Source organism: Arthrobacter sp. MYb229 (assembly GCF_002975405.1).
GTDB lineage: Bacteria > Actinomycetota > Actinomycetes > Actinomycetales > Micrococcaceae > Glutamicibacter.
The window spans coordinates 15,218-36,629 of record NZ_PCPS01000008.1 but is presented as its reverse complement, the minus strand read 5'-3'; the positions used below and the strand labels follow the sequence as shown (position 1 = coordinate 36,629).

Sequence of the window (21,412 nt, the reverse complement as noted above, 5' to 3'; positions counted from 1 at the left end):
GTGCAGCCGCTGCCGTTGCCCTGAGTTCGCGGTCAACAAGCGAACTGTTATATCGTCCCGGTCCTGCTTCGGGGACTTAGCCAACCAGCGCCTTGACCGTGGCCACCACGGCGCTGGCTACCTGGCTGATTTCGTTTTCCTTGATCCCCCGGGTGAAGGACAGCCGGACGGCGGTGTGCGCCAGTTCCGCTTCGTAGCCCATCGCGGTTAATACCGCCGAGGGGTCGGTGCTTCCGGCCGAGCAGGCCGAACCCGAGGAGCAGAGCACCCCGCGGCGTTCCAATTCGATCAGCACGGTCTCCCCCGCGGTGCGCGGGAAGACGAAGGAGACGATCCCGCCCACACGCTGCTCTCGATGCCCGGTCAGCTGGACCAGGCCTTCTTCTTCGGAGTTGAGGCCCTTGCTGATGCGTTCGATCAGATAGTCGCCATAGCTATCCCCCACTCCGGCCAGGCGCTGTTCGGCGCAGAGCGACAGGGCGCGGGCGATGCCCACCGCGGCGGCCGGATTTTCGGTGCCCGAACGCACCCCGCCCTGCTGCCCGCCGCCGTGCAGCAGCGGCACCAGCGCGTGATCTTTGGAGAAGTACAGCACTCCGCTGCCCTTGAGCGCTCCGATCTTATGCCCGGACAGGCTCAAGGCATCCACCTGCGCGGCCAGCTGCGCCAAATCCAGCCAGCCGGCGGCCTGCACCGCGTCGGTGTGCATGAGCGCCCCGGCCGCCCGAGCCAGCTGGGCGATTTCGGCGATCGGCTGGATCGTGCCCACCTCGTTGTTCACCGCCATCACCGAGACCACTGCAACCTGCTCGTCGATCAGCGCCGCCGCCTCATCGAGGCGCACCATCCCATACGCATCCACCGGAATCATCCGGTGCTCAAATCCGTGGAAGTTCACCAGATAGGCGCAGGCCTCGAGCACCGCGGGGTGCTCGATGGAGCTGGTCACCACGACCTTGCCGCGCGCCGCTGCGAGCGCGGCGCCGATGATCGCGGTGTTATCCGCCTCGGTACCGCCGGAGGTGAAGTAGATTTCCGGCTCGGTGACGCCCAATGCGGCCGCAACCTGCGTGCGAGCCCAGTCGTTGGCGCGCTTGGCCTGGTGCCCCAGCTCGTGCAGCGAGGCGGGATTGCCGAAGTTGCTGGTCAGCAGCGGGGTGACCAGGTCCAGCACCTCCTGGCGCGGAGGAGCGGTGGAGGCGGCATCCATGTCGATCATGCAACCACCATATCCAGCCCCAGGTCGATGGCCTGCACCGAGTGGGTGATCGCCCCGGAGGAGATGATATCCACCCCGGTCTCGGCGATGCCCGCCACCGTCTCGGCGCGCACATTGCCGCTGGCCTCGATGATCGCCTGCCCGTCGATCAGCTTGATGGCCGCCGGCAGATCCGCCAGCGCAAAGTTATCCAGCATGATCACATCCACCTTCGCCGCCAGCACCGCCGGAAGCTGGTCGATGGAGTCCACCTCCACCTCCATGGCGGTGGTGTGCCCCAGCCGCGCGCGCACCGATTTCAACGCCGTGGTCAGTTCCTCGCCGTCATCCAACAAGGCCAGGTGGTTGTCCTTGGCCATGAACGCCTCGGAGAGGTTGTCGCGGTGGTTCACTCCGCCGCCGCAGCGCACCGCATAGCGTTCGAGCACGCGCAGCCCCGGGGTGGTTTTGCGGGTATCGGCGATCCTTGCGTTGGTGTGCGCCACCAGGTCCACCAGCTGACGCGTGGCGGTGGCGATCGCGCTCATCCGCTGCAGCAGGTTCAGCGCCACCCGTTCGGCGGTCAGCACCGAGGCGGCCGGACCGGCCACCGTCAACAGCCTGTCCCCGGTCTCGAAGACGTGCCCCTCCTTGACGAGCTGGACCACGTGGATCTCGGGGTTGACCATTTTCATCGCCCGGGCGAAGACGGCGCCGCCGGCCATGACCCCGGCCTCGCGCGCCCGCACCGCGGCGGTGGCCTTGGCCCCGGCGGGCACGATGGTATCCGCGGTCAGATCCCCGCGCGGATTATCCTCGGAAAAGGCGAATTCGAGGATGCGGTCAATGGCCGCGGTGGGCACCGGGTGGATTGGCTGGTTCACGCGTTGATTTCCTTGCTTTGTGGCCGGCTGCCGGTGTGCTGCGCAGCATCCAGAACCCAGCCGTATCGTGTGGTGGTGTGCTCGCCCGGGCTCGCGTCGTCGAGCCGATGGTGCGCGCCGAGGCTGGTGCCGCGCGCGGCGGCCGCCTGGGCGACTATCCGCGCGGTGATCCAGAGGTTGCCCAGTTCGATCAGTTCGCGCCGCCCCTGGGCCACCGGGGCGCTGGAGCCCAGCACCCGGAGCAAGGTTTGCAGACCCTGCACGGTGCGGTGGACGCCGAGGTGCTCGCTGGCCAGCGCCTGCAGCTGCGGCAGTTCCAGGGGCGCGTCGGTGCGCACCGGCGGCAATGCGCCGAGCTCCACGTTATCCAGCTCGCAGGCGCTTCCGGGCTCGTCCTGGGCCATGGCCGCCACCGCCTTGCGGGCGAAGACCATTGCTTCGAGCAGCGAGTTGCTCGCCAGCCGGTTCGCCCCGTGCACCGTGGTATTCGCGCATTCCCCGGCCGCATAGACCCCGGGCACGCTGCTGCGTCCGTGGGTATCGGTGTGGATCCCGCCCATGGCATAGTGCTGGGCGGCCACCACGGGAATCGGCTCTGCGGCCAAATCCAGCCCGGCGGCCTTCAGCCGCGCGGAGATCGAGGGGAAACGCCGCGCCAGGAACCCGGCTCCGCGCTCTGCTTCCACGCCCCGCGCGTCGAGAAATACCCGGTGCCCGGCAAGGTTTTGCGCGTGGATCGCCCGGGCGACCACATCGCGCGGGGCGAGCTCGGCCCGCTGGTGCATCCCCGGCATGAAGCGGTCACCGGTTTCGGTGACCAGGATTGCGCCTTCGCCGCGCACCGCCTCGCTGATCATTCCGGCTCCCGGGTAGGCTTCGGGGTCCACCAGGGTCGGGTGGAATTGGATGAATTCGGCGTCGGTGATCACCGCGCCGGCCTGGGCGGCCAGAGCGATCCCGTCCGCGGTGGCGCCCTTCGGGTTGGTGCTCGCCTGGTAGAGCGCGCCCAATCCCCCGGTGGCCAGCAGCACCGCGTCGGCTTCCAGCATTAGCTCTTCATCGCCGTGCAGGTAGCGGACCGCGCCGAGCCGCTGGGCACAAAATTCGAGCTCGGCGGCCAGCGCATGCTCGATAATCTCCAGTTGCCCGGCCGCCTGGGCGGAGCGCACGGCCCGTCGCAGCGCCTGGATCAACCCCGCACCGGTGGCATCCCCATCCACGTGCAGAATCCGGTGCGCACTATGCGCCGCCTCCAGCCCCAGCTGGTAGCTTCCATCCGTGTTCTTGTCGAAGGCCACCGCGTACTCTTCCAGGCTGGCGACCAGGCTCCCGGCCGCGCCGCACATTTCCTGCACGGCATGGTGCCCGCAATGCCCGGCCCCGGCCTTCAAGGTGTCCGCCACATGGGTCTGCACGCTGTCCCCGGCGGCCAGACCTTGTGCCGTCACCGCCGAGAGCCCGCCCTGGGCGAGCTTGCTGTTCCCGTCCCCGAGCGCATCCTTGGTCAGCACCGTCACCGTCAAGCCGAGGCGCACCGCTTCCAGTGCGGCGCTCAGCCCGGCGACCCCGGAACCGATAATGACGATCCGCTTCCCGGTGCTTTCATTCATGGCTTGGCCGCGAGCATGCGGTCCAGGGCGATCCTGGCGTCTGCCTGCTGGTTTTGAGGCACCCGGATCTGATTGACCACGCGTCCTTCCACGAGTTCCTCCAGCACCCAAGCCAGATAGCCCGGGTGGATGCGGTACATGGTGGAGCAGGGGCAGATCACCGGATCCAGGCAGAAGATGGTGTGCTGCGGGTATTCGGCCGCCAGCCGGTTGACCATGTTGATCTCGGTGCCGATGGCGAACACCGTCGGCTCGATGGCCTCGGCGATAGCCCGGCGGATGTAATCGGTGGACCCTGCCTCATCGGCGGCATCCACCACCCCCATCGGGCATTCGGGGTGCACGATCACGCGCACGCCCGGGTAGTCCTCACGGGCCTTGGCGATCTGGTTGGTGTTGAAGCGCTTGTGCACCGAGCAGAACCCGTGCCAGAGGATCACCTGCGCCTCGCGCATGGTTTCTTCGCTGTTTCCGCCCAGCGCCTTGCGCGGGGTCCACATCGGCATGTTTTCCAGCGGCACCCCCATGGCCTTGGCGGTATTGCGGCCCAGGTGCTGGTCCGGGAAGAACAGCACCCGGCGCCCGCGCTCGAAGGCCCATTCAAGCACCGTCGCGGCGTTCGAGGAGGTGCACACCAGCCCGCCGTTGCGTCCCACAAAGGCCTTCAGCTCGGCCGAGCAGTTCATGTAGGTCACCGGAATCACCGGCATCCGGCCGTCATCTTCTTCATCCCGGTACAGCTCGGTGAGCTCATCCCAGCACTGCTGGACGCTGGGGCCGTCGGCCATATCGGCCATGGAGCAGCCCGCGGCCAAGTTCGGCAGGATCACCGCCTGCTCGGGGCGCGAGAGAATATCTGCGGTCTCGGCCATGAAATGCACGCCGCAGAAGACGATCGCCTCGGCCTTGTCACGGGTCAGCGCCGCATTGGCCAGTTGGAAGGAGTCGCCCACGAAGTCCGCATACTGCACCACTTCGTCGCGCTGGTAGAAGTGCCCGAGGATCACCGCGCGCTCTCCCAGGGTTTCCTTGGCGGCGCGGATGCGGGTATCGAGTTCGGCATCGCTGGCCTTGAGGTATTCCTCCGGCAGGCTGCCCTGCACCGGGTAGCCGGACGGGATCTGGTCCTCCTGCGAGGCGCCCGGACCGTATCCGGCCGGGGTGTCCCAGGGATTGGAGGCCAGTTCGGTGGAGCAGGTGGAGCCCGGGGCCAGCAGGGTCAGCCGGGTGATGTTCTGCGCCACGGATCCGGAGTTGTTTTCGGTGAGTTGCGTGCTCATGGTGTGTTGTCCATTCCTTGCCAAAAAATCGATGAGTCGGGGGGGCTTAGCTTTGCTGCGGGTCGACTTCCAGCGGATCCGGCCCGTGGCCCACATAGCGGTAGAGCCGCGGCGGGCGGTGCTGCCCGCCGGCGAGGTATTCGTCGGTGGCCTCGATGGTCGCGGTGCTCTTCAGCGTGCGCCGGAAGTTCGCCGGGTCCAGGCGCCGTCCCAGAATCGCTTCGTACACTCCGCGCAGGGCCGCCAGGGAGAACCGCTCGCCGAGCAGCCGGTGGGCGATCTGCCCGTACTCGGTCTTGTTTCGCAGCCGCCACAGCGCATAGTCCACGATCTTGCGGTGGTCGAAGGCCAGCTGGGCGATCTGCGGGTCATCGATATCGAACCAGGCCACGTTCTCGTCGCGCACCGTGGCCCCCACCTGGTCGGCGTTGAGCAGCGCGAAGTACGCGATGGTCACCAGCCGCCCGGTGGGCGAGCGGTCGATATCCCCGAAGGTGTAGAGCTGCTCGAGGTAGCTGGGCCGCAGTCCGGTGGTGTCGGCCAGGCTCCGTCCGGCGGCTTGGCCCAGGGATTCGCGGGGTTCCACCGGACCGCCGGGCAACGCCCACCTTCCGGCGTGCGGCTGGCGGATCCGGCGCACCAGCGGCAGGCAGAGCTTGTCCGGTCCGCCATCCTGGCCCTCCCGGATCCCGAGGATCACGGTGGAGACGGCGAGTGCGGGCGGCAGATTGCGCCGCTCGTCGACGTTGGCCCATCCGGGTGCCGATGACATCTATGCCTTGCCTCATTTCCAGTGCTGCAGAATTGGTTAGAGTCATTCTGACATTAACAGCATTGCCGCGCTAGTTCCAGATCACAGTCCCGGGTCAAAATGACCTATGATCGAAGGCATGACCCTGGATCTTAATCTTCGAGTGATTCCCGCAAACGCTGAGGTGAACGGCCCATCCGTGCTTTTCATCCACGGTTTCGCCTCATCCGGCGAATTGAATTGGGTGCGTTCGCGGTGGCTGAAATATTTCACCGATGCCGGACGTAACGTACTGCTCATTGACCTACCGGGCCACGGCGAGGGTCCCCGCCGCAATAGCGGCAGCTGGGCACCGAGCCAGATTCGCCAGGCATTGGCAGCGATCGTCATGGATCGCGATGAGGGTCCGGTTGACGTGATCGGCTATTCTCTCGGCTCACGCCTCGCGTGGGAATTCGCCGCTTACAACCCGGATCTGGTGGAGCATTTGGTGATCGGCGGCCCCGGCGCCGGCGATCCGCTGGCCGCTTTCGCCTTGGATCAGGCACGCGCCAACCAGGCTACCGGCGAAGAAATCAATGATGATTACACCGCCACAATCATGAAGATTGCCGCTGCCGAACCAAGCAACAATCTCACCGCGTTATTCGAGCTGATCGAAGCGATCAAATCCGAGCCGTACGATCCAGCCGCCAAGGTGCCTTCGATACCGACTTTGCTCGTCGCCGGCGATCGCGATGAGCTCGCCACGACCATGCCCCATCTGCGCCGACTCCTGAAAGATGCGGGTACCGCCAACGAGGTGCTCTGGCTCGCTGGACGCAATCATGCGAATGCGGTAACTAGCCATGAATTCCGGGAGAAGGCCCTAGAGTTTTTAAAGTGAAAATATCACTGAATTCCTCGGATAAAGTTTGCCATTTGCATAAACTGATCCAGCATGAGTCAACTCTTTTCCCGCACGGGTGACGCCCCCATCTTTTATTTCCGGTCAATCGTCGATAAACTGAGCCCAAACGACTAAGTATCGCCACAGAACAACTATTCGACTGAAATTTATGCAACCAAACAAAGCGTCAGTCGTATATTAATGGAAGGTTCGACTAGCACTTTGGAACCAATCAGTAGTGCGATTTTGTCTTCTCTAGCAAAGACAGTTTTCGGATCTTTATCCGACGCAGCTAAGAAAACACTCAAGAAGAAAAGACTATCTGCACGTGTAGCAAAAGCTGTTTCAAAGTTGAGTTCCCAACAGGAAATCACAGTTTCCCGTAAGGCCCTGAAAAAATGGCTTCAGCGAGAAGACGTGAAACAACAAATTGCAGAGGGAAGCACCAGCCAGATCGATTCGGCGTTGAACAGCTTGGCTTTCATCATTGAAAGTGAATCCCCGGAAAATCGAAAGACACGCGCAAGGCAAGTGCTATTCTTGACTTACCAAGAATATCAGCGTGAGTTACCCATAAATGATGCAATGGTCATGGGAACCAACATGATGCTAAACCATCTCGGCAATGAGAGTGAGACCACCAGAGAAATAGTCACGCATTCCACGGGATTAATAATTGATAAGATTGATTCTAATGATCTATTCAAACTTTCCTTATCGAAACTGCATCCCTGGCGCGTTAACGAAGGTACCAAATTACAGAAACTTTGGCCAGATCTAACAGAATTAGTCGTATCCTTAGTCGATGACAAAGAACGAGCCAAAGTTCTATCGAACTGGAGCCGAATTCCACCGAGCAAATTAGAAGATGCACCGGCCTCTGTTTGGGCATGGCTTGGTACTCTAGCTGAAGACTATGGGAATCATAGCGCTGCAGTTGAATTTATTAAGGTAGCCGTTTCCAAAGGTGTTACCAGGCCGGATTATTGGTTTGCGCGAGCCGCCTTACTATTGCACCCCATGAATACTGAAGCAATTAATAACCTAAAAAACGAGATGGGAAACTTCCACTTCGATCATTCGTTGGCTAACGCCTGCTGCCAATTAGCCCAAAGAAATTTTCAGAAGGCTAGACAATTCTTGGATGCATGGGATGCAAGTGAGATGAATGATCGGATGCTCAAGTCCAAAATCATCTCAGTATGCCTTGCCGAAGAGGGCGACATAAATTCATCGATAGCGCTCCTTGTTGAATCGATCGATCAAGACAACAATTCAGATGTGCTAGCGATTACGGCCGCAAGCAACCTAATATGGCGCAGCTTGCACGGGAACAGTGAAAATAGTTCTGGAGATCTCATACAAGCAGGTGAGCTTGCGTTATTAGCAAGGAATCAGCGGCGACTATGGTCAGGGGACAGCTCAGAACCTGCTCTTGTGGCAATACACGCATATATGCTTTGCAACGATAGTGACAGGGCTTGGAAGATCACCCAGGCTCCTCCCATTGGCGAGGCCACCTACCTTGAAGCCAAGGATTCTAGAATTTTGCTGGAAGCCGCTTTCGTGTCAGCTAGTAAAAATAACTTCAAACTCGCGAAGAATATTGTCTCCCAACTAGATAATCCTTTCGCGACTTCTTACATTGACGGTTGGGCTTCATTCAATTCAAAAAGGCTCGACGAAGCTGTCGACTACTGGTTCAAGTCTTTCGAATTAGCAACGAACGATTTCGACCTTATCCGGGCCGCCAATGCGCTTAGCCCACTAGGGATGGGCTTACCGGATATAGAGAAGTTAGCTGCCAAATATCCTGAAGCGATCAGCCAAATACGAGAAATACATGAAATTATGTCTGATCCGGACAATAAAATCATATTGCTGCGCGCGAGAGCCGGCAAATCAGAATTACTGGATTCTTTACTGGCAGAACACCTAGCAACATCAGGAATGCATCACGAGTCAGCTGAATTACTAAAGGCGGCCTCCTTGCGGTGGGATTCTGCTCAACTTATGATCATGGCAGCCGAAGCCTATTTTAGATCCGAAAACTACGTGTTGGCCGAGAAGACTGCTCATGAAGCTGTCAGTATGTGCATGCGCGGATCGTCTGGACACGAACGGGCCCTGCGTGTTCGCTTTGAGTCTTTAGAAAAATTAGGCATGCACGAGGAATCTCTTAGTGTGGCTCGCCAGATGGTCTCCGCTAATCCTAAAGATCAGAATTCCCGCTGGGTTCTCATACATGCATTGGCCCGGGATGGAAATTATTCCCCTGCCTGGAATACCCTAAATCACTTCGGTACAGCACTTGACCCTCGCAACCATCACGATGCCCGACTATGGATCTTCCTTTCATCACAATTCGACGATAGACCCTCGTTCGTTCGCAGTGCGTTAAGGCTAATTGAAGAACGTAAGGAAGATACAGAACTGGTCGGGATTTTACTGGCTAATACATTAGTATCGGCCGATAAAGCACCCAAAAAAGATCTAGAGGAGCTACAAGAAAAACTCAGTTCTTACGTCTCAGAAAATCCGGAAAGCAGCACCCTGCGTTCTTTCAAGTCAGAGTCCATCGAAGATCTACTTGACGTCATGAAGAATCATTTTGTAAACCAACAAGAAGATCAGGATCTTGTGGAGTACGAAAGACAGATCTGCGAAGGAAAGCTTCCCTTAGGAATGGTGACATTACTATATGATAAGACTTTAGCCGAAGCTTGTATTCTACGTGCCGCTGGACGAATATTTAGTTCAGACAATGAGCAGCAAATTGTATCAGAAACGAACATTTCAGAAGCATTAAATAAGCATGTTTCATTAGACACAACAGCTGCATCAACCCTTGCTTTATTGGACGATAAAATACAAGATACCCTTATAGGTAAGTTTTCTGTACTAAAAACTACGACACCAATTTATAAAGATGCTCTCGAGGCAAGGTTAAGCCTTCAGCGACGCTCAACCATGACAGTCGGCTGGAACAAAGAAGCGCAAAAACTAAATTTTCACTCGATATCTGATGACGAAGCCGAGAAGCGTTACAGTCATATTGAGGCGACGGTCTCCATTCTGGAAAGAGCTCACAGAAAGTCATGGCCACAGATTTCATTCGTGGATAACGACCTTCCTCGTTCCGCATGGCTCAGCGCACTTGACTTAGCACTAGTCAATCGGACTGCATTTTGGTGTGACGATTCATCGCTTCGATCTCTCGCGACACTTTTAGGTGTTCCAACATTTGGCACCGTTGCGCTACTTCGCTATTTGTCGAAAATAGGCGAGATTGATGAGGCAGATCTTGATGCGGCAGAGGCAACCTTGGTCGCAAATTTTCACGTTGACATGAACCCTGACATTTCTACGTGGATTGAAGCGGCGAGGATAGATTCTTGGAAAGCTGCAGGAGCAGCTTCATACTTGAGTTTTGCGGCTGTATGGAATAATCCGATGAAGGCTTATGCCTTCATTCAAGAGTTCATCAAAAATAACGCTGAAAACGGAGAAGAGGACTTAGAAATCGTTGCTTTCTATGCCGCAAAAGGGGTTTTAGAATTTGCAGGCGACTCACCTGAGTCACAATCGAGTAATCTTCAACTATTGTTGAAATTTCTTTTGGTTAATCTTCGGTTACGAATTGATCTAATCCCGCATATTCTAAAGGCCGTTAGACTGTCATTCAAAGATAGCAATGAAGTCCGCGATCCCTTACTGCCTGCTGTCGAAGAACTATACCTATTATTTAAGTCTGATTTCGGAAAGCCAATCGCACAAAATCGAATAATTGACATTTTATCCAATCTCGACGAATCGGATTTAATTATTAGTCGCACATTGTTCAAACGAGACTAACATTGTGCTGAAAAGCCTCAGTCAGTACCTCTGTTCTGAGGATACACAAAGTATGGAGATCGATTGTCAACGAAGTTTTGATCTCAGTGCCCACGAATTGAGGAGATTACACGTGAGCAGCCAGATCAAGAGGTACCTACAAATCGTATTTAGCACTGAGCTGGTGCGTAGAAGATAAGTGTTAAATCCGATGCTTCAACGGGTATGAAATTGTGCTGTTCATAACTTGTCATCCCCTTGCAAGGATGCCTAAACAACCTCTCCCCTGTGCGAAATCCGGCTACATCACGCTCCTTCCAGATTGCAGCGAACTCCGGTGAAGCTTCCGATACGCGTGCCACGATGCCGCTATCCCCCGAAGGGCTGAGCCAGCCCCGGGTTTCGGCACGGAAGCTGCCCACGAAGCTTCGACTCTGCGCTTCCCAGTCTGGGAGCATTTCGCGTAATTGATCATCAGTGAACACCAACCAGAGAAGATTCCGGTCAGTCTCTTCAAGAGATGCAATCCGCGGGTAGAGCATTGCGTAGGCCGCGTTCCAACCGATAATCGTCCAGTCCGCGGCAATCAGGAATGCAGGGAAGTCCAAGGCATCGAGCAATCGCTGCAGGGCGGGGGTCACCTCACTAGTCACGTCCGAAACGCTTTCGCCGTGACCACCCAACGACAAGAGGTAAGTACTCTCCACCGGAGTCAGCCGAAAGAGCCGAGCCAGCGAGTCCAGTACCTGACGTGAGGGATTGATATCCCTTGATTGCTCCAGCCAGGTGTACCAGGTCACCGAAACTCCGGCCAGGGTGGCGACCTCCTCGCGTCGCAGCCCGCGCACTCGGCTTCTCCCCACCTCGGGCAGTCCATGCGAGGCACGCTCCGCCCGGGCTCGGCGGTCTTTGAGGAAGGCTGCAAGTTCTTCCCTGCGCCGCTGACCAGCGTCCATTATTGGTCCTTTTATCATGGTAGTAGTACTACTAGTATCAACGCCGTCTGGGTCAGGGAACAAATCTATGATGGGATTTTAGAATGACCACTTATCGCTCGCACACCATTACCCACGGCCGAAACATGGCAGGCGCCCGCGCACTGCTGCGCGCAGCCGGAGTCAACGGCGCGGATCTCGGCCGCAAGCCGATCATCGCCGTGGCCAACAGCTTCACCGAATTCGTTCCGGGCCACACCCACCTGCAGCCCGTGGGACGCATCGTCTCCGACGCCATCATCGAGGCCGGCGGCATCCCCCGCGAATTCAACACCATTGCCGTGGATGACGGCATCGCCATGGGTCACGGCGGCATGCTCTACTCGCTGCCCAGCCGCGATCTGATTGCCGATTCGGTCGAGTACATGGTCAATGCGCACTGCGCGGACGCGCTGATCTGCATCTCCAACTGCGACAAGATCACCCCGGGCATGCTCATGGCAGCCCTGCGCTTGAACGTCCCGACCGTGTTCGTCTCCGGCGGCCCGATGGAATCAGGACGCGCCACCCTGGTCGATGGCACCGTACGCACGCTGGATCTGGTGGACGCCATCTCGGAGGCAGTGAACGAGAACGTCTCCGATGCAGACCTGCTTCGGATCGAGGAATCCGCCTGCCCTACCTGCGGTTCCTGCTCGGGCATGTTCACCGCGAACTCGATGAACTGCCTCACCGAGGCCATGGGTCTGGCTCTGCCAGGCAACGGCTCCACCCTGGCCACTCACACCGCACGCACGGCGCTGTATCAAAACGCCGGTAGGACCATCGTGGATATCGCCAACCGCTTCTATGCTGACAGCGACGAGACGGTACTGCCACGCAATATCGCCACCATCGAGGCCTTCGGCAACGCGATGACCCTGGATATTGCCATGGGCGGCTCCACCAACACGATTCTCCACCTGCTGGCCGCCGCCCACGAGGCTGGCGTCGAGTTCGGCTTGGAAGAAATCAATGAAATTTCCGGCCGCGTACCATGCCTTGCCAAGGTCGCGCCGAACTCCGCCGGCGCGGGGAAGATCTACTACATGGAAGATGTCCACCGTGCCGGCGGCATCCCTGCCATCCTCGGCGAACTGCGCCGCGGCGGACTGCTCGATGACACGGTGAACACCGTGCACGCCGCCACCATGGGCGAGGTACTGGACGACTGGGATATCCGCGGCGGCAAAGCCACCGACGTGGCCCTCGAATTGTGGCACGCCGCTCCGGGCGGGATACGTTCCTCCACCGCCGGTTCGCAGTCCGCGCGCTGGGAAGAACTGGATACCGACGCAGCCGAAGGCTGCATCCACTCGGTGGAGCACGCTTACTCCCAGGACGGCGGATTGGCTGTGCTGCGCGGCAACATTGCCGTGGATGGCGCCGTGGTCAAGACCGCTGGCGTGGACCCCTCCATCTGGAGCTTCACCGGTCCGGCGGTAGTCTGCGAGTCCCAGGACGAAGCCGTAGAGAAGATCCTGAACAAACAGGTGAAGGCCGGCGATGTGGTGGTCATCCGCTACGAAGGCCCCAAGGGCGGCCCGGGCATGCAGGAAATGCTCTACCCGACTTCCTTCCTCAAGGGCCGCGGCCTGGGCAAGTCCTGCGCGCTGATCACCGATGGCCGTTTCTCCGGCGGCACCTCGGGACTATCCATTGGACATGTCTCCCCCGAGGCGGCGTCCGGTGGCATCATCGCCCTGGTTGAGGATGGCGATTCGATCTCCATCGACATCCCGACCCGCGACCTGACGCTGAATGTAGCTGATGATGTTTTGGCCGAGCGCCGCGAGCGTTTGCTGGCCACCACCGGCTACCGCCCGGCGAACCGCGAGCGCGTGGTCTCCCCCGCACTGCGTGCCTATGCCGCCATGGCATTGTCCGCAGATAAGGGCGCCGTGCGAGACGTGGACCGTGTGGAGCGTGCCCTGCGCGAAGCGGACGAGCGCGCCGCGGCCGTTACCGCAAACATTTAATTCGCACACCTAATTGGCGGGCTCCAAACTACATACTTGTCGTGCAGTTTGGAGCCCCTGTCATACACAATGATCTCTCGTCGTATCAGCTCCAAGATTTTTCAAGCGGACAATTCTAGTGCCGAGTAACTTGTTGCCTGGGAGCGAGCACAAGCTCGTCGGTCTGTGATCAGCCTGCGGATGAGTTCGATTCCGAAATGATGCTCCTAATTTGCAACCGCGCACTAGCCCTATTCAGTGCGGCTTTCTTGGCCAGATATCGAGAAGCTACCGCGCGGAGGCTCCAATCGTATAGAAATCCGCCAGGTATCGCTCTCGGCCATATCAGCATGGCCAGGGGAACGATGAAAGTAAAAAGAACTATGATCGCTGGAAAAATGCCAGCCGCCTCCACGAAAATAGATATCAACAGTATAGAAAACAGCGCCGATAGCAGTGCGATGGCGACTGTTGCATACTTGTCAATTTTGCCATTGCGTGGAGAAAAAGATGTTAAGAGGCCGAAGCACAACAGCATATAACCTCCCGATAGCACGAGGAGCAATACGAACAGGACCACCACCCCGATCGAAAATTCGGGACGGTAAAAAATCAAGCAGCAAATCCATAAAATAAAACTCAAAACCAAAGGTTCAAAAACGAGAACTTTCCATGTTTTGATCTTGGACCGTTCTCTATATTCGATCCCGTCTTCGATTGATTTCTTCAGCCTAATCTCGGCAATTTTCAGTTGCACTTTCTTGTCGTTCACTGCAAAACCGCTCAGCGTCAGGGACATTACTATCAACACAACTAGCGCAGGGACCGCGACCACGAGTTTTCCCAATTTTTCAGGGTCGCCAATAGCGGCCATTACGCAAAGCACCAATGCCGGTACGATCGCCCCTACGATAAATGTGGCGTATAGCCCAAGCGTCCGGCTTGTCCTTGTCGCTCGCTCCGAGATACCTCGGATCTGGCCACTTATCGTGACCACATAGAAGCCGATGAGGATAGTTAGATAGAAACCACAGATCCATCCGATCTCATCGAGGATAGCGGCACCGAATTCGCGCGCGACTGGCACAGTTTGGTCAATTTCGCCGCCTTCCAGATTTATACTTATCAGCCCGAAAATAACAACTGAGCTGGCAACGACCAGAGCAACAGCTTCAGCTATGGATTCGCTTATTGGCCTCGTGGGCTGCGATCCGTATTTCGTCACATTTGAGGGCCTTATGAACACCTAAAATTCTCTCCTTGGTGATGTCTAGTTAATCAACCCGCCATGAAACATCCAGCCGAGCGGGCCTTGATCGGGAACGTCGATTTCTCAGGCTATCCTGTTGAACCCACAAAGTGGCACCGGATCGTATATACGATCTCTCGCTCCATCGCACTGACTTGCGCCTATTTCTACAACCCATTCGTGCCTAGAAAAGTGGTTGATTAACCGCCCGCCCAGGTGAAGAATCGGAGTTATCCTCCGCGGAATCACGGGAAAAATCCACCTCGCCAAGAGCCGCCAACCACCACCCACCAAACAACTTGGCTCCGCGACTTGACAGTGCCTGAGATTCAGCGCACACTGATCGTATACGATTTGATGTACGACGAAAGTGGGAAAATCAAAGATGAATAATCCGATCCCGGTGAGCGAAGAAACTTTCGCCCAGGCTGGCAAGGTCCTTGCAGTGCACCTGAGCTACTCCTCGCGGGCAGCCCAGCGTGGCCGCACCCCGAAGTTCCCGAGCTACTTCATGAAGGCCACCAGCTCGCTGGCGACCACCGGTTCCACCGTTGAACGCCCGGCCGGCACCGAGCTACTCGCCTTCGAAGGCGAAATCGCCTTGATCATCGGCAAGGCCGCCCGCCGCGTCTCGGTTGAGGAAGCCTGGAGCTACGTCGGCTCGGTTACCGCCTCGAACGACCTCGGCGTCCACGACATCAAGTACGCGGACAAGGGCTCGAACATCCGCTCGAAGTCCGGCGACGGCTACACCCCGATGGGCCCCACCGCCCTCGCGGCGGCCGAGCTGGATCCAGCCAAGCTGCGCGTGCAGACCTGGGTCAACGGCCAGATCGCCCAGGACGCCGACACCTCGGAATTGCTCTTCTCCTTCGCGCAGATCGTCGCGGATCTTTCCCAGCAGATGACCCTGCAGCCAGGGGACGTCATCCTCACCGGCACCCCGGCCGGCTCCACCGTCTTCTTCCCGGGCGACGTCGTCGAGGTTGAGGTCACCGACCTGCTCTCCGGCGCCACCACCGGCCGGCTGAAGACCACCGCGGTCGAGGGCACCCAGACCTTCGCGGCCTTCGGCAACCAGCCAAAGGTCACCGACAAAGACAAGGAAGATGCCTACGGCGACCGCGAAACCGCCGGCATGCCAGCGCTTGTCACCGGCAAGTCGGTGCTCACCGACAAGGTCCGCGAGCAGCTCGCCGCGGTGGCCACCGCCACCTTGTCCGCCACCCTGCGCAAGCGCGGGCTGAACAACGTGAACATCGAAGTCCCCGGCGCCACCAAGGGCATGAAGCGCGTGATCGGCACCGCCCGCACCCTGCGCTACATCCCTAACCGCGAGGACCTGTTCAAGGCCCACGGCGCCGGCTACAACATGCAGAAGCAGTCCATCGACTCCCTCGGCGACGGCGAAATCCTGGTCATGGAGGCCCGCGGGGAAACCGGCTCGGCCACCCTGGGCGACATCCTCGCCCTGCGCAGCCAGCAGCTGGGCGCCGCGGCGATCATCTCCGATGGCGGCGTGCGCGACCTTGACGCGGTGAGCAACCTGGAGATCCCGGTCTTCTACAACGGAGCGCACCCCGCGGTCCTCGGCCGCAAGCACGTGGCCTGGGACAAGGACCTGACCGTGGCCTGCGGCGGCGTGTCGGTGCAGCCCGGGGATGTCATCGTGGCGGACTCGGACGGCATCGTGGTGATCCCGCCGGCACTGGTCGAAGAGGTCGCCGCCGAAGCGATGATCACCGAATCCAACGACGAGTTCATCTTCGCCATGGTCCAGCGCGGCCACGGCATCGAGGGCCTGTTCCCGATGAACGCCGAGTGGAAGACCAAGTACAACGCCTGGAAGGACGCCGGATCCCCGGATCTGGCCAGCTGGGAACTGTAATGAGCAATTCCAAGTCAGAGGTCGCCTACGCGCTGGTCTCCGAACGGATCGTCAACGGGGCCTACTCCCCGGGCTACCGACTCGTTCTGGGAACCATCGCCGAAGAACTGGGCTGCTCGGTGGTCCCGGTACGCGAGGCCATCCGACGCTTGGAAGCCGAAGGTCTGGTGCACTTCACCCGCAATGTGGGCGCCACCGTCGCGCAGGTCGACTCCACCCTGTACCTGCACACCATGCAGACCCTCGCGGTCATCGAACCGGCCGCCACCGCACTTGCGGCGGCGGCGATGGACGAGGCGTGGCTGAAGCGGGCGCAGGAGCTGAACGACGCGATGCGCCAGTGCCTGGAGGACTTCAACCCGGTGGCCTTCACCGCGTTGAACAACGAGTTCCACCAGCAGCTCTACAGCCAGTGCCCGAACCCGCACATCCTGGACCTGGTGCAGCGCGGCTGGCGCCGGCTCGCGGCCATGCGAGCCAGCTCCTTCACCCACATCCCGCACCGCGCCAGGGCCTCGGTGGAAGAGCACCAGCACCTGTTGGAACTCATCCGCGCCCACGCCTCCCCCCGGGAAATCGAAGAGGCCGCCCGCACCCACCGCACCAATACGCTCAACGCCTATCTGGACCAGGCCGGAATGGCCCCCTCGGTCATCTAGCCTCCGCCCAGCCACCGAAAAAGATTTCACAATTTCATGACTTTCACAGTTGAAAGCCACGCGAAAGGAAAACATCCATGAGCAAGCACTTCGTTCCGGAAAACCTGCCGACCCACCTGCAGCACTACATCGGCGGCAAGTTCGTCGATTCCATCGGCGGGGAAACCTTCGGCGTCCTGGACCCGGTCACCAACCAGGACTACGCCACCGCCGCCGCCGGCCAGCAGGCCGATATCGACGCAGCGGTCGCCGCCGCCACCGAGGCCTTCAACAACGGCCCATGGCCGAAGATGAAGCCACGCGAACGCGCCAACGTGCTGTACAAGATCGCCGACGCGGTCGTTGCCCAGCAGGACCGCCTGGCCGAGATGGAAACCTTCGACACCGGCCTGCCGATCACCCAGGCCAAGGGCCAGGCCCAGCGCGCCGCGGAGAACTTCCGCTTCTTCGCCGACCTGATCGTCGCCCAGCACGACAATGCGCTCAAGGTCCCGGGCTCGCAGCTGAACTACGTGAACCGCAAACCCATCGGCGTCGCCGGGCTGATCACCCCCTGGAACACCCCGTTCATGCTCGAATCCTGGAAGCTCGCCCCGTCGATCGCCTCCGGCTGCACCGTGGTGCTCAAGCCGGCGGAGTTCACCCCGCTCTCCGCTTCGCTGTGGGCCACCATCTTCGAAGAGGCCGGCCTGCCCGCCGGTGTCTTCAACCTGGTCAACGGCATCGGCGAGGAAGCCGGCGACGCACTGGTCAAGCACCCGAAGGTCCCGCTGATCTCCTTCACCGGCGAATCCTCCACCGGCCAGCTGATCTTCCGCAACTGCGCGGAGAACCTCAAGGGCATGTCCATGGAGCTGGGCGGCAAGTCCCCGGCCATCGTGTTCGACGATGCAGACTTCGACGCGGCCATCGACTCCACCCTGTTCGGCGTGTTCTCGCTGAACGGCGAGCGCTGCACCGCAGGCTCGCGCATCCTGGTCCAGCGCGGCATCTACGAGAAGTTCGTCGAGGCCTACGCGGCCCGGGCGAAGAACATCAAGGTCGGCGATCCGCACGATCCAACCACCCAGGTCGGCGCGCTGGTCCACCCGGAGCACTACAACAAGGTCATGAGCTACGTGGAAATCGGCAAGTCCGAAGGCCGCCTGGTCGCCGGCGGCGGCCGCCCGGAGAACCTGCCCGAAGGCCAGGAAAACGGCTCCTACGTCGCCCCGACCGTGTTCGCCGATGTCGCACCCGATGCACGCATCTTCCAGGAAGAGATCTTCGGCCCGGTCGTGGGAATCACCCCCTTCGACACCGAGGAAGAAGCCCTGGAGCTGGCGAACAACACCAAGTACGGCCTGGCCGCCTACCTGTGGACCAACGACCTGAAGCGTGCCCACAACTTCGCGCAGGACATCGAGGCCGGCATGGTGTGGCTGAACTCGCACAACGTGCGCGACCTGCGTTCGCCTTTCGGCGGAGTGAAGGCCTCGGGCCTGGGCCACGAGGGCGGCTACCGCTCGATCGACTTCTACACCGACCAGCAGGCCGTGCACATCACCCTGGGAGACGTGCACACCCCGAAGTTCGGCGCCTAATTACTTACCCTGCCCATTCGCAAAGGAGCAACACAATGAGCAAAGAGATTTCCAACCCCATCGCCACCCCCTCGGTTCCAGCGCCGGACATCCTGCGCTGCGCCTACGCCGAACTGGTCGTCACCGACCTGGCCGCCTCGCGCAAGTTCTACGTGGACGTGCTCGGCCTGCACGTGTCCTACGAGGACGACACGCAGATCTACCTGCGTTCCTTCGAGGAGTTCATCCACCACAACCTGGTGCTGACCCTCGGCCCGGTGGCCGCGCTGAAGGCCATGGCCTTCCGTGTGCGTTCCACCGCCGAGGTCGACGCCGCCGAGGCGTACTACAAGGAATTGGGCTGCCGCACCGAGCGCCGCAGCGAAGGCTTCGTGCGCGGCATCGGCGATGCCGTGCGCGTCGAGGATCCGCTGGGCTTCCCGTACGAGTTCTTCTTCGAGACCGAGCACGTCGAGCGCCTGCACATGCGCTATGACCTGTACTCCGCCGGCGAGCTGGTCCGCCTGGACCACTTCAACCAGGTCACCCCGGATGTGCCGCGCGGCCGCAAGTACCTCGAAGACCTGGGCTTCCGCGTCACCGAGGACATCCAGGACGAAGAAGGCACCACCTACGCCGCCTGGATGCACCGCAAGGGCACCGTGCACGACACCGCGCTGACCGGCGGCAACGGCCCGCGCCTGCACCACGTGGCCTTCTCCACCCACGAGAAGCACAACATCATCCAGATCTGCGACAAGATGGGCGCGCTGCGCATCTCGGACCGCATCGAGCGCGGCCCGGGCCGCCACGGTGTGTCCAACGCGTTCTACCTCTACATCCTGGATCCAGATGACCACCGCATCGAGATCTACACCCAGGATTACTACACCGGCGACCCGGACAACCCGGTCATCACCTGGGATGTGCACGACAACCAGCGCCGCGACTGGTGGGGCAACCCAGTAGTTCCATCGTGGTACACCGAAGCCTCGAAGGTGCTGGACCTGGACGGCAACGTGCAGGAAATCATCGAGCGCACCGATAATTCGGAAATGGCGGTGACCGTCGGCGCCGACGGCTTCTCCTACACCCGCGAGAAGGACGAGACCGGCACCTACCGCGGCCAGGCTTCCAAGGGCTTCAAGCTCGGAAACCAGGTCTAGGAACCCACCGACGTAGCTTCCCTGAGCTACTACGTGAAAACCCCGGGGCGCTAGCGATTAGATTCGCTGGCGCCCCGGGGTTTTGCCGTTGCCCCTCATTCCCCTTCAGGCTGCCGGGGCGCCACACAGGGGTTCGTGCGCCACCCGCCCTACCGCACCGCCCGGAAACGGAATGCCGAGCCCAGCGCCACGATGCTGACGATGGACAGCACCGCCAGGTAATAACCTGGTGCGATCGGCTGCCCGGTGGCCTCGATGAGGAAAGCGCAAATCATCGGGGTGAATCCGCCGAATACCGCCACCGCCGCGTTATAGCTGAACGAAAGTCCCGTAGCCCGCGTGGAATCGCTGAAGACGTCCGCCATCACCGAGGGCAGCGCACCGAAATACAACGCCTTCAGCAGCCCCAGGATCGTCATGACGACCGCGAGCACCAGGAAGGTCTGGCCCGCGATCAGCCAGAGGAACAACGGGATAGTCAGCACCATGATCGCCAGCGCCGCCGGAACCATGATGCGCAGCCTGCCGAAGCGATCCGAAAGGTGCCCGACCACCGGGGTGGCGAAGGTCAGGATGACCCCGGAAATAATCAGCGAGGAGAACGAGATCGTAGGGCTCATCCCCAGGTGGTTGATGCCGAAGGTCGGCATGTACTGCAGCACAAAGTTCAGCGCCGTGGAAATGGCGAGCCCGCCGCCGGCCATGAGCACCGAGACCTTATTGGAGCGAAAGAGCTCGCGTACCGGAGCATGCACCGCGGGCACTGCGCCCTGCGGGCCGGTGGCAGGGCGTTCCGGCAACGGTGCTTCGTCGACGTGACGCCGTATCCACCAGCCGGCTGGTCCCACCAGCAGGCCGATGAAGAACGGGATGCGCCAGGCCCACTCGTTCATTTGCTCGGTGGTGAAAATGCTCGTCAAGACGACCACCGTGATCGCGGCCATCAAGGCACCCAACCCCTGGCTGGCGAATTGAAAGCTGCCGAGGAATCCCTTGCGCTCCTTGTTCTGCGCCAGCAGGTAGGAGGTGGCCGCGCCGAACTCTCCGCCGGCGGAGAATCCCTGAACGAGCCGGCCCACGATGAGTCCCAGCGGGGCCAGCATCCCGATCGTGTCATAGCCCGGCATCAGGGCAATGATCGCCGTGCCCAGCACCATGAGCCTGATGGTCAGGATCAGCCCCTTTTTCAGCCCCTTGCGGTCCGCATACGACCCCAGCACCAGCCCGCCCAGCGGACGAATCAGATAGGAGACGCCGAAGACCGCAAAGGCCTGGATGACTTCTACCGCCGGATTATCCGAGGGGAAGAAATTGTGGCCGATATAGATGGCCAGCAGCGCGTAGATGGACATGTCGTACCATTCCAGCGCATTTCCAACGGTGGCCGCGGCAATCCCGCGGGCTGCTGACTGGCGGCGTTGCGGCGCGCCGGAGGCGGCACGCTCCGGCCGTTGATGCAGGCCGGCTTGTTCCTCAACTGGTGATTGCTGGTGATTTTCCATGCTGGGTC

Annotated in this window: 15 protein-coding genes; 7 read left to right on the top strand and 8 right to left on the bottom strand. The window is 60.1% G+C overall.

The features are described from left to right. Nucleotides 1–76 precede the first annotated feature (76 nt). Genes CQ019_RS16440 through CQ019_RS16420 form a run of 5 tightly spaced genes read right to left on the bottom strand, consistent with a single transcriptional unit; the run spans nt 77 to nt 5,744 of the window. Nucleotides 77–1,219: a cysteine desulfurase family protein gene (locus CQ019_RS16440; RefSeq protein WP_105570155.1), complete on the bottom strand. Its 1,143-nt coding sequence runs from the start codon at nt 1,217–1,219 to the stop codon at nt 77–79. Then, nucleotides 1,216–2,082 (bottom strand): carboxylating nicotinate-nucleotide diphosphorylase, encoded by an 867-nt coding sequence (gene nadC, locus CQ019_RS16435; RefSeq protein WP_105570154.1) that lies wholly within the window; start codon nt 2,080–2,082, stop codon nt 1,216–1,218. The genes CQ019_RS16440 and nadC overlap by 4 nt, the downstream gene beginning before the upstream one ends. After that, nucleotides 2,079–3,692, bottom strand: coding sequence for an L-aspartate oxidase (locus CQ019_RS16430; protein ID WP_105570153.1), 1,614 nt, complete (start codon nt 3,690–3,692; stop codon nt 2,079–2,081). Before CQ019_RS16430 ends, nadC begins: the two co-directional genes overlap by 4 nt. Then, nucleotides 3,689–4,972, bottom strand: a complete 1,284-nt coding sequence (gene nadA / locus CQ019_RS16425) for a quinolinate synthase NadA (protein WP_105570152.1) — start codon at nt 4,970–4,972, stop codon at nt 3,689–3,691. The genes CQ019_RS16430 and nadA overlap by 4 nt, the downstream gene beginning before the upstream one ends. A 46-nt stretch (nt 4,973–5,018) precedes the next feature. Next, nucleotides 5,019–5,744 (bottom strand): NUDIX domain-containing protein, encoded by a 726-nt coding sequence (locus tag CQ019_RS16420; RefSeq protein WP_105570151.1) that lies wholly within the window; start codon nt 5,742–5,744, stop codon nt 5,019–5,021. Nucleotides 5,745–5,862: 118 nt separating this feature from the next. Here CQ019_RS16420 and CQ019_RS16415 point away from each other — a divergent pair, with 118 nt between their 5' ends. Together CQ019_RS16415 and CQ019_RS16410 are read left to right on the top strand one after the other, a co-directional pair. Beyond that, complete coding sequence (locus CQ019_RS16415; protein WP_181148569.1) at nt 5,863–6,609, top strand: alpha/beta fold hydrolase; 747 nt, start codon at nt 5,863–5,865, stop codon at nt 6,607–6,609. A gap of 225 nt (nt 6,610–6,834) precedes the next feature. Beyond that, the gene (locus tag CQ019_RS16410; RefSeq protein ID WP_146113387.1) at nt 6,835–10,467 is read left to right on the top strand and encodes a lipopolysaccharide assembly protein LapB; all 3,633 of its coding nucleotides are present in this window, start codon (nt 6,835–6,837) and stop codon (nt 10,465–10,467) included. A 149-nt stretch (nt 10,468–10,616) separates the two neighbouring features. Here CQ019_RS16410 and CQ019_RS16405 read toward each other — a convergent pair whose 3' ends face one another. Then, nucleotides 10,617–11,402, bottom strand: a complete 786-nt coding sequence (locus CQ019_RS16405; protein ID WP_105570148.1) for a helix-turn-helix transcriptional regulator — start codon at nt 11,400–11,402, stop codon at nt 10,617–10,619. 83 nt (nt 11,403–11,485) lie between these two features. Here CQ019_RS16405 and ilvD point away from each other — a divergent pair, with 83 nt between their 5' ends. Beyond that, nucleotides 11,486–13,399, top strand: coding sequence for a dihydroxy-acid dehydratase (ilvD, locus tag CQ019_RS16400; RefSeq protein ID WP_105570147.1), 1,914 nt, complete (start codon nt 11,486–11,488; stop codon nt 13,397–13,399). A 169-nt stretch (nt 13,400–13,568) separates the two neighbouring features. Here ilvD and CQ019_RS16395 read toward each other — a convergent pair whose 3' ends face one another. Beyond that, nucleotides 13,569–14,603: a hypothetical protein gene (locus CQ019_RS16395; protein WP_105570146.1), complete on the bottom strand. Its 1,035-nt coding sequence runs from the start codon at nt 14,601–14,603 to the stop codon at nt 13,569–13,571. Between the two features lie 409 nt (nt 14,604–15,012). Between CQ019_RS16395 and CQ019_RS16390 the strand changes: the two genes are divergently transcribed. The 4 genes from CQ019_RS16390 to hpaD all read left to right on the top strand — a co-directional run bounded on the left by CQ019_RS16390 (nt 15,013) and on the right by hpaD (nt 19,902). After that, nucleotides 15,013–16,515, top strand: coding sequence for a fumarylacetoacetate hydrolase family protein (locus tag CQ019_RS16390; RefSeq protein ID WP_105570145.1), 1,503 nt, complete (start codon nt 15,013–15,015; stop codon nt 16,513–16,515). After that, entirely contained in the window at nt 16,515–17,174 is a 660-nt protein-coding gene (locus CQ019_RS16385; RefSeq protein ID WP_105554371.1) for a GntR family transcriptional regulator, read from the top strand. Before CQ019_RS16390 ends, CQ019_RS16385 begins: the two co-directional genes overlap by 1 nt. A gap of 77 nt (nt 17,175–17,251) precedes the next feature. Further along, the gene (hpaE, locus tag CQ019_RS16380; RefSeq protein WP_105554370.1) at nt 17,252–18,757 is read left to right on the top strand and encodes a 5-carboxymethyl-2-hydroxymuconate semialdehyde dehydrogenase; all 1,506 of its coding nucleotides are present in this window, start codon (nt 17,252–17,254) and stop codon (nt 18,755–18,757) included. A gap of 35 nt (nt 18,758–18,792) precedes the next feature. Beyond that, nucleotides 18,793–19,902 carry a 3,4-dihydroxyphenylacetate 2,3-dioxygenase gene (gene hpaD, locus CQ019_RS16375; RefSeq protein ID WP_258134068.1) on the top strand — a complete coding sequence of 370 codons (1,110 nt, stop codon included), beginning with the start codon at nt 18,793–18,795 and terminating at the stop codon, nt 19,900–19,902. A 149-nt stretch (nt 19,903–20,051) separates the two neighbouring features. On the opposite strand, the gene CQ019_RS16370 is transcribed toward hpaD, so the two are convergent. Further along, nucleotides 20,052–21,404, bottom strand: coding sequence for an MFS transporter (locus CQ019_RS16370; RefSeq protein WP_105554369.1), 1,353 nt, complete (start codon nt 21,402–21,404; stop codon nt 20,052–20,054). Between the last annotated feature and the right edge of the window lie 8 nt (nt 21,405–21,412).

Excerpts from the sequence above, each read along its gene's own strand:
- CQ019_RS16385 (WP_105554371.1), top strand. The coding sequence starts at position 16,515 with ATGAGCAATTCCAAGTCAGAGGTCGCCTACGCGCTGGTCTCCGAACGG.
- ilvD (WP_105570147.1), top strand. The coding sequence starts at position 11,486 with ATGACCACTTATCGCTCGCACACCATTACCCACGGCCGAAACATGGCA.
- CQ019_RS16440 (WP_105570155.1), bottom strand. The coding sequence starts at position 1,219 with ATGATCGACATGGATGCCGCCTCCACCGCTCCTCCGCGCCAGGAGGTG.
- nadA (WP_105570152.1), bottom strand. The coding sequence starts at position 4,972 with ATGAGCACGCAACTCACCGAAAACAACTCCGGATCCGTGGCGCAGAAC.
- CQ019_RS16390 (WP_105570145.1), top strand. The coding sequence starts at position 15,013 with ATGAATAATCCGATCCCGGTGAGCGAAGAAACTTTCGCCCAGGCTGGC.
- CQ019_RS16370 (WP_105554369.1), bottom strand. The coding sequence starts at position 21,404 with ATGGAAAATCACCAGCAATCACCAGTTGAGGAACAAGCCGGCCTGCAT.
- CQ019_RS16405 (WP_105570148.1), bottom strand. The coding sequence starts at position 11,402 with ATGGACGCTGGTCAGCGGCGCAGGGAAGAACTTGCAGCCTTCCTCAAA.
- hpaD (WP_258134068.1), top strand. The coding sequence starts at position 18,793 with ATGAGCAAAGAGATTTCCAACCCCATCGCCACCCCCTCGGTTCCAGCG.
- CQ019_RS16430 (WP_105570153.1), bottom strand. The coding sequence starts at position 3,692 with ATGAATGAAAGCACCGGGAAGCGGATCGTCATTATCGGTTCCGGGGTC.
- hpaE (WP_105554370.1), top strand. The coding sequence starts at position 17,252 with ATGAGCAAGCACTTCGTTCCGGAAAACCTGCCGACCCACCTGCAGCAC.
- CQ019_RS16420 (WP_105570151.1), bottom strand. The coding sequence starts at position 5,744 with ATGTCATCGGCACCCGGATGGGCCAACGTCGACGAGCGGCGCAATCTG.
- CQ019_RS16415 (WP_181148569.1), top strand. The coding sequence starts at position 5,863 with ATGACCCTGGATCTTAATCTTCGAGTGATTCCCGCAAACGCTGAGGTG.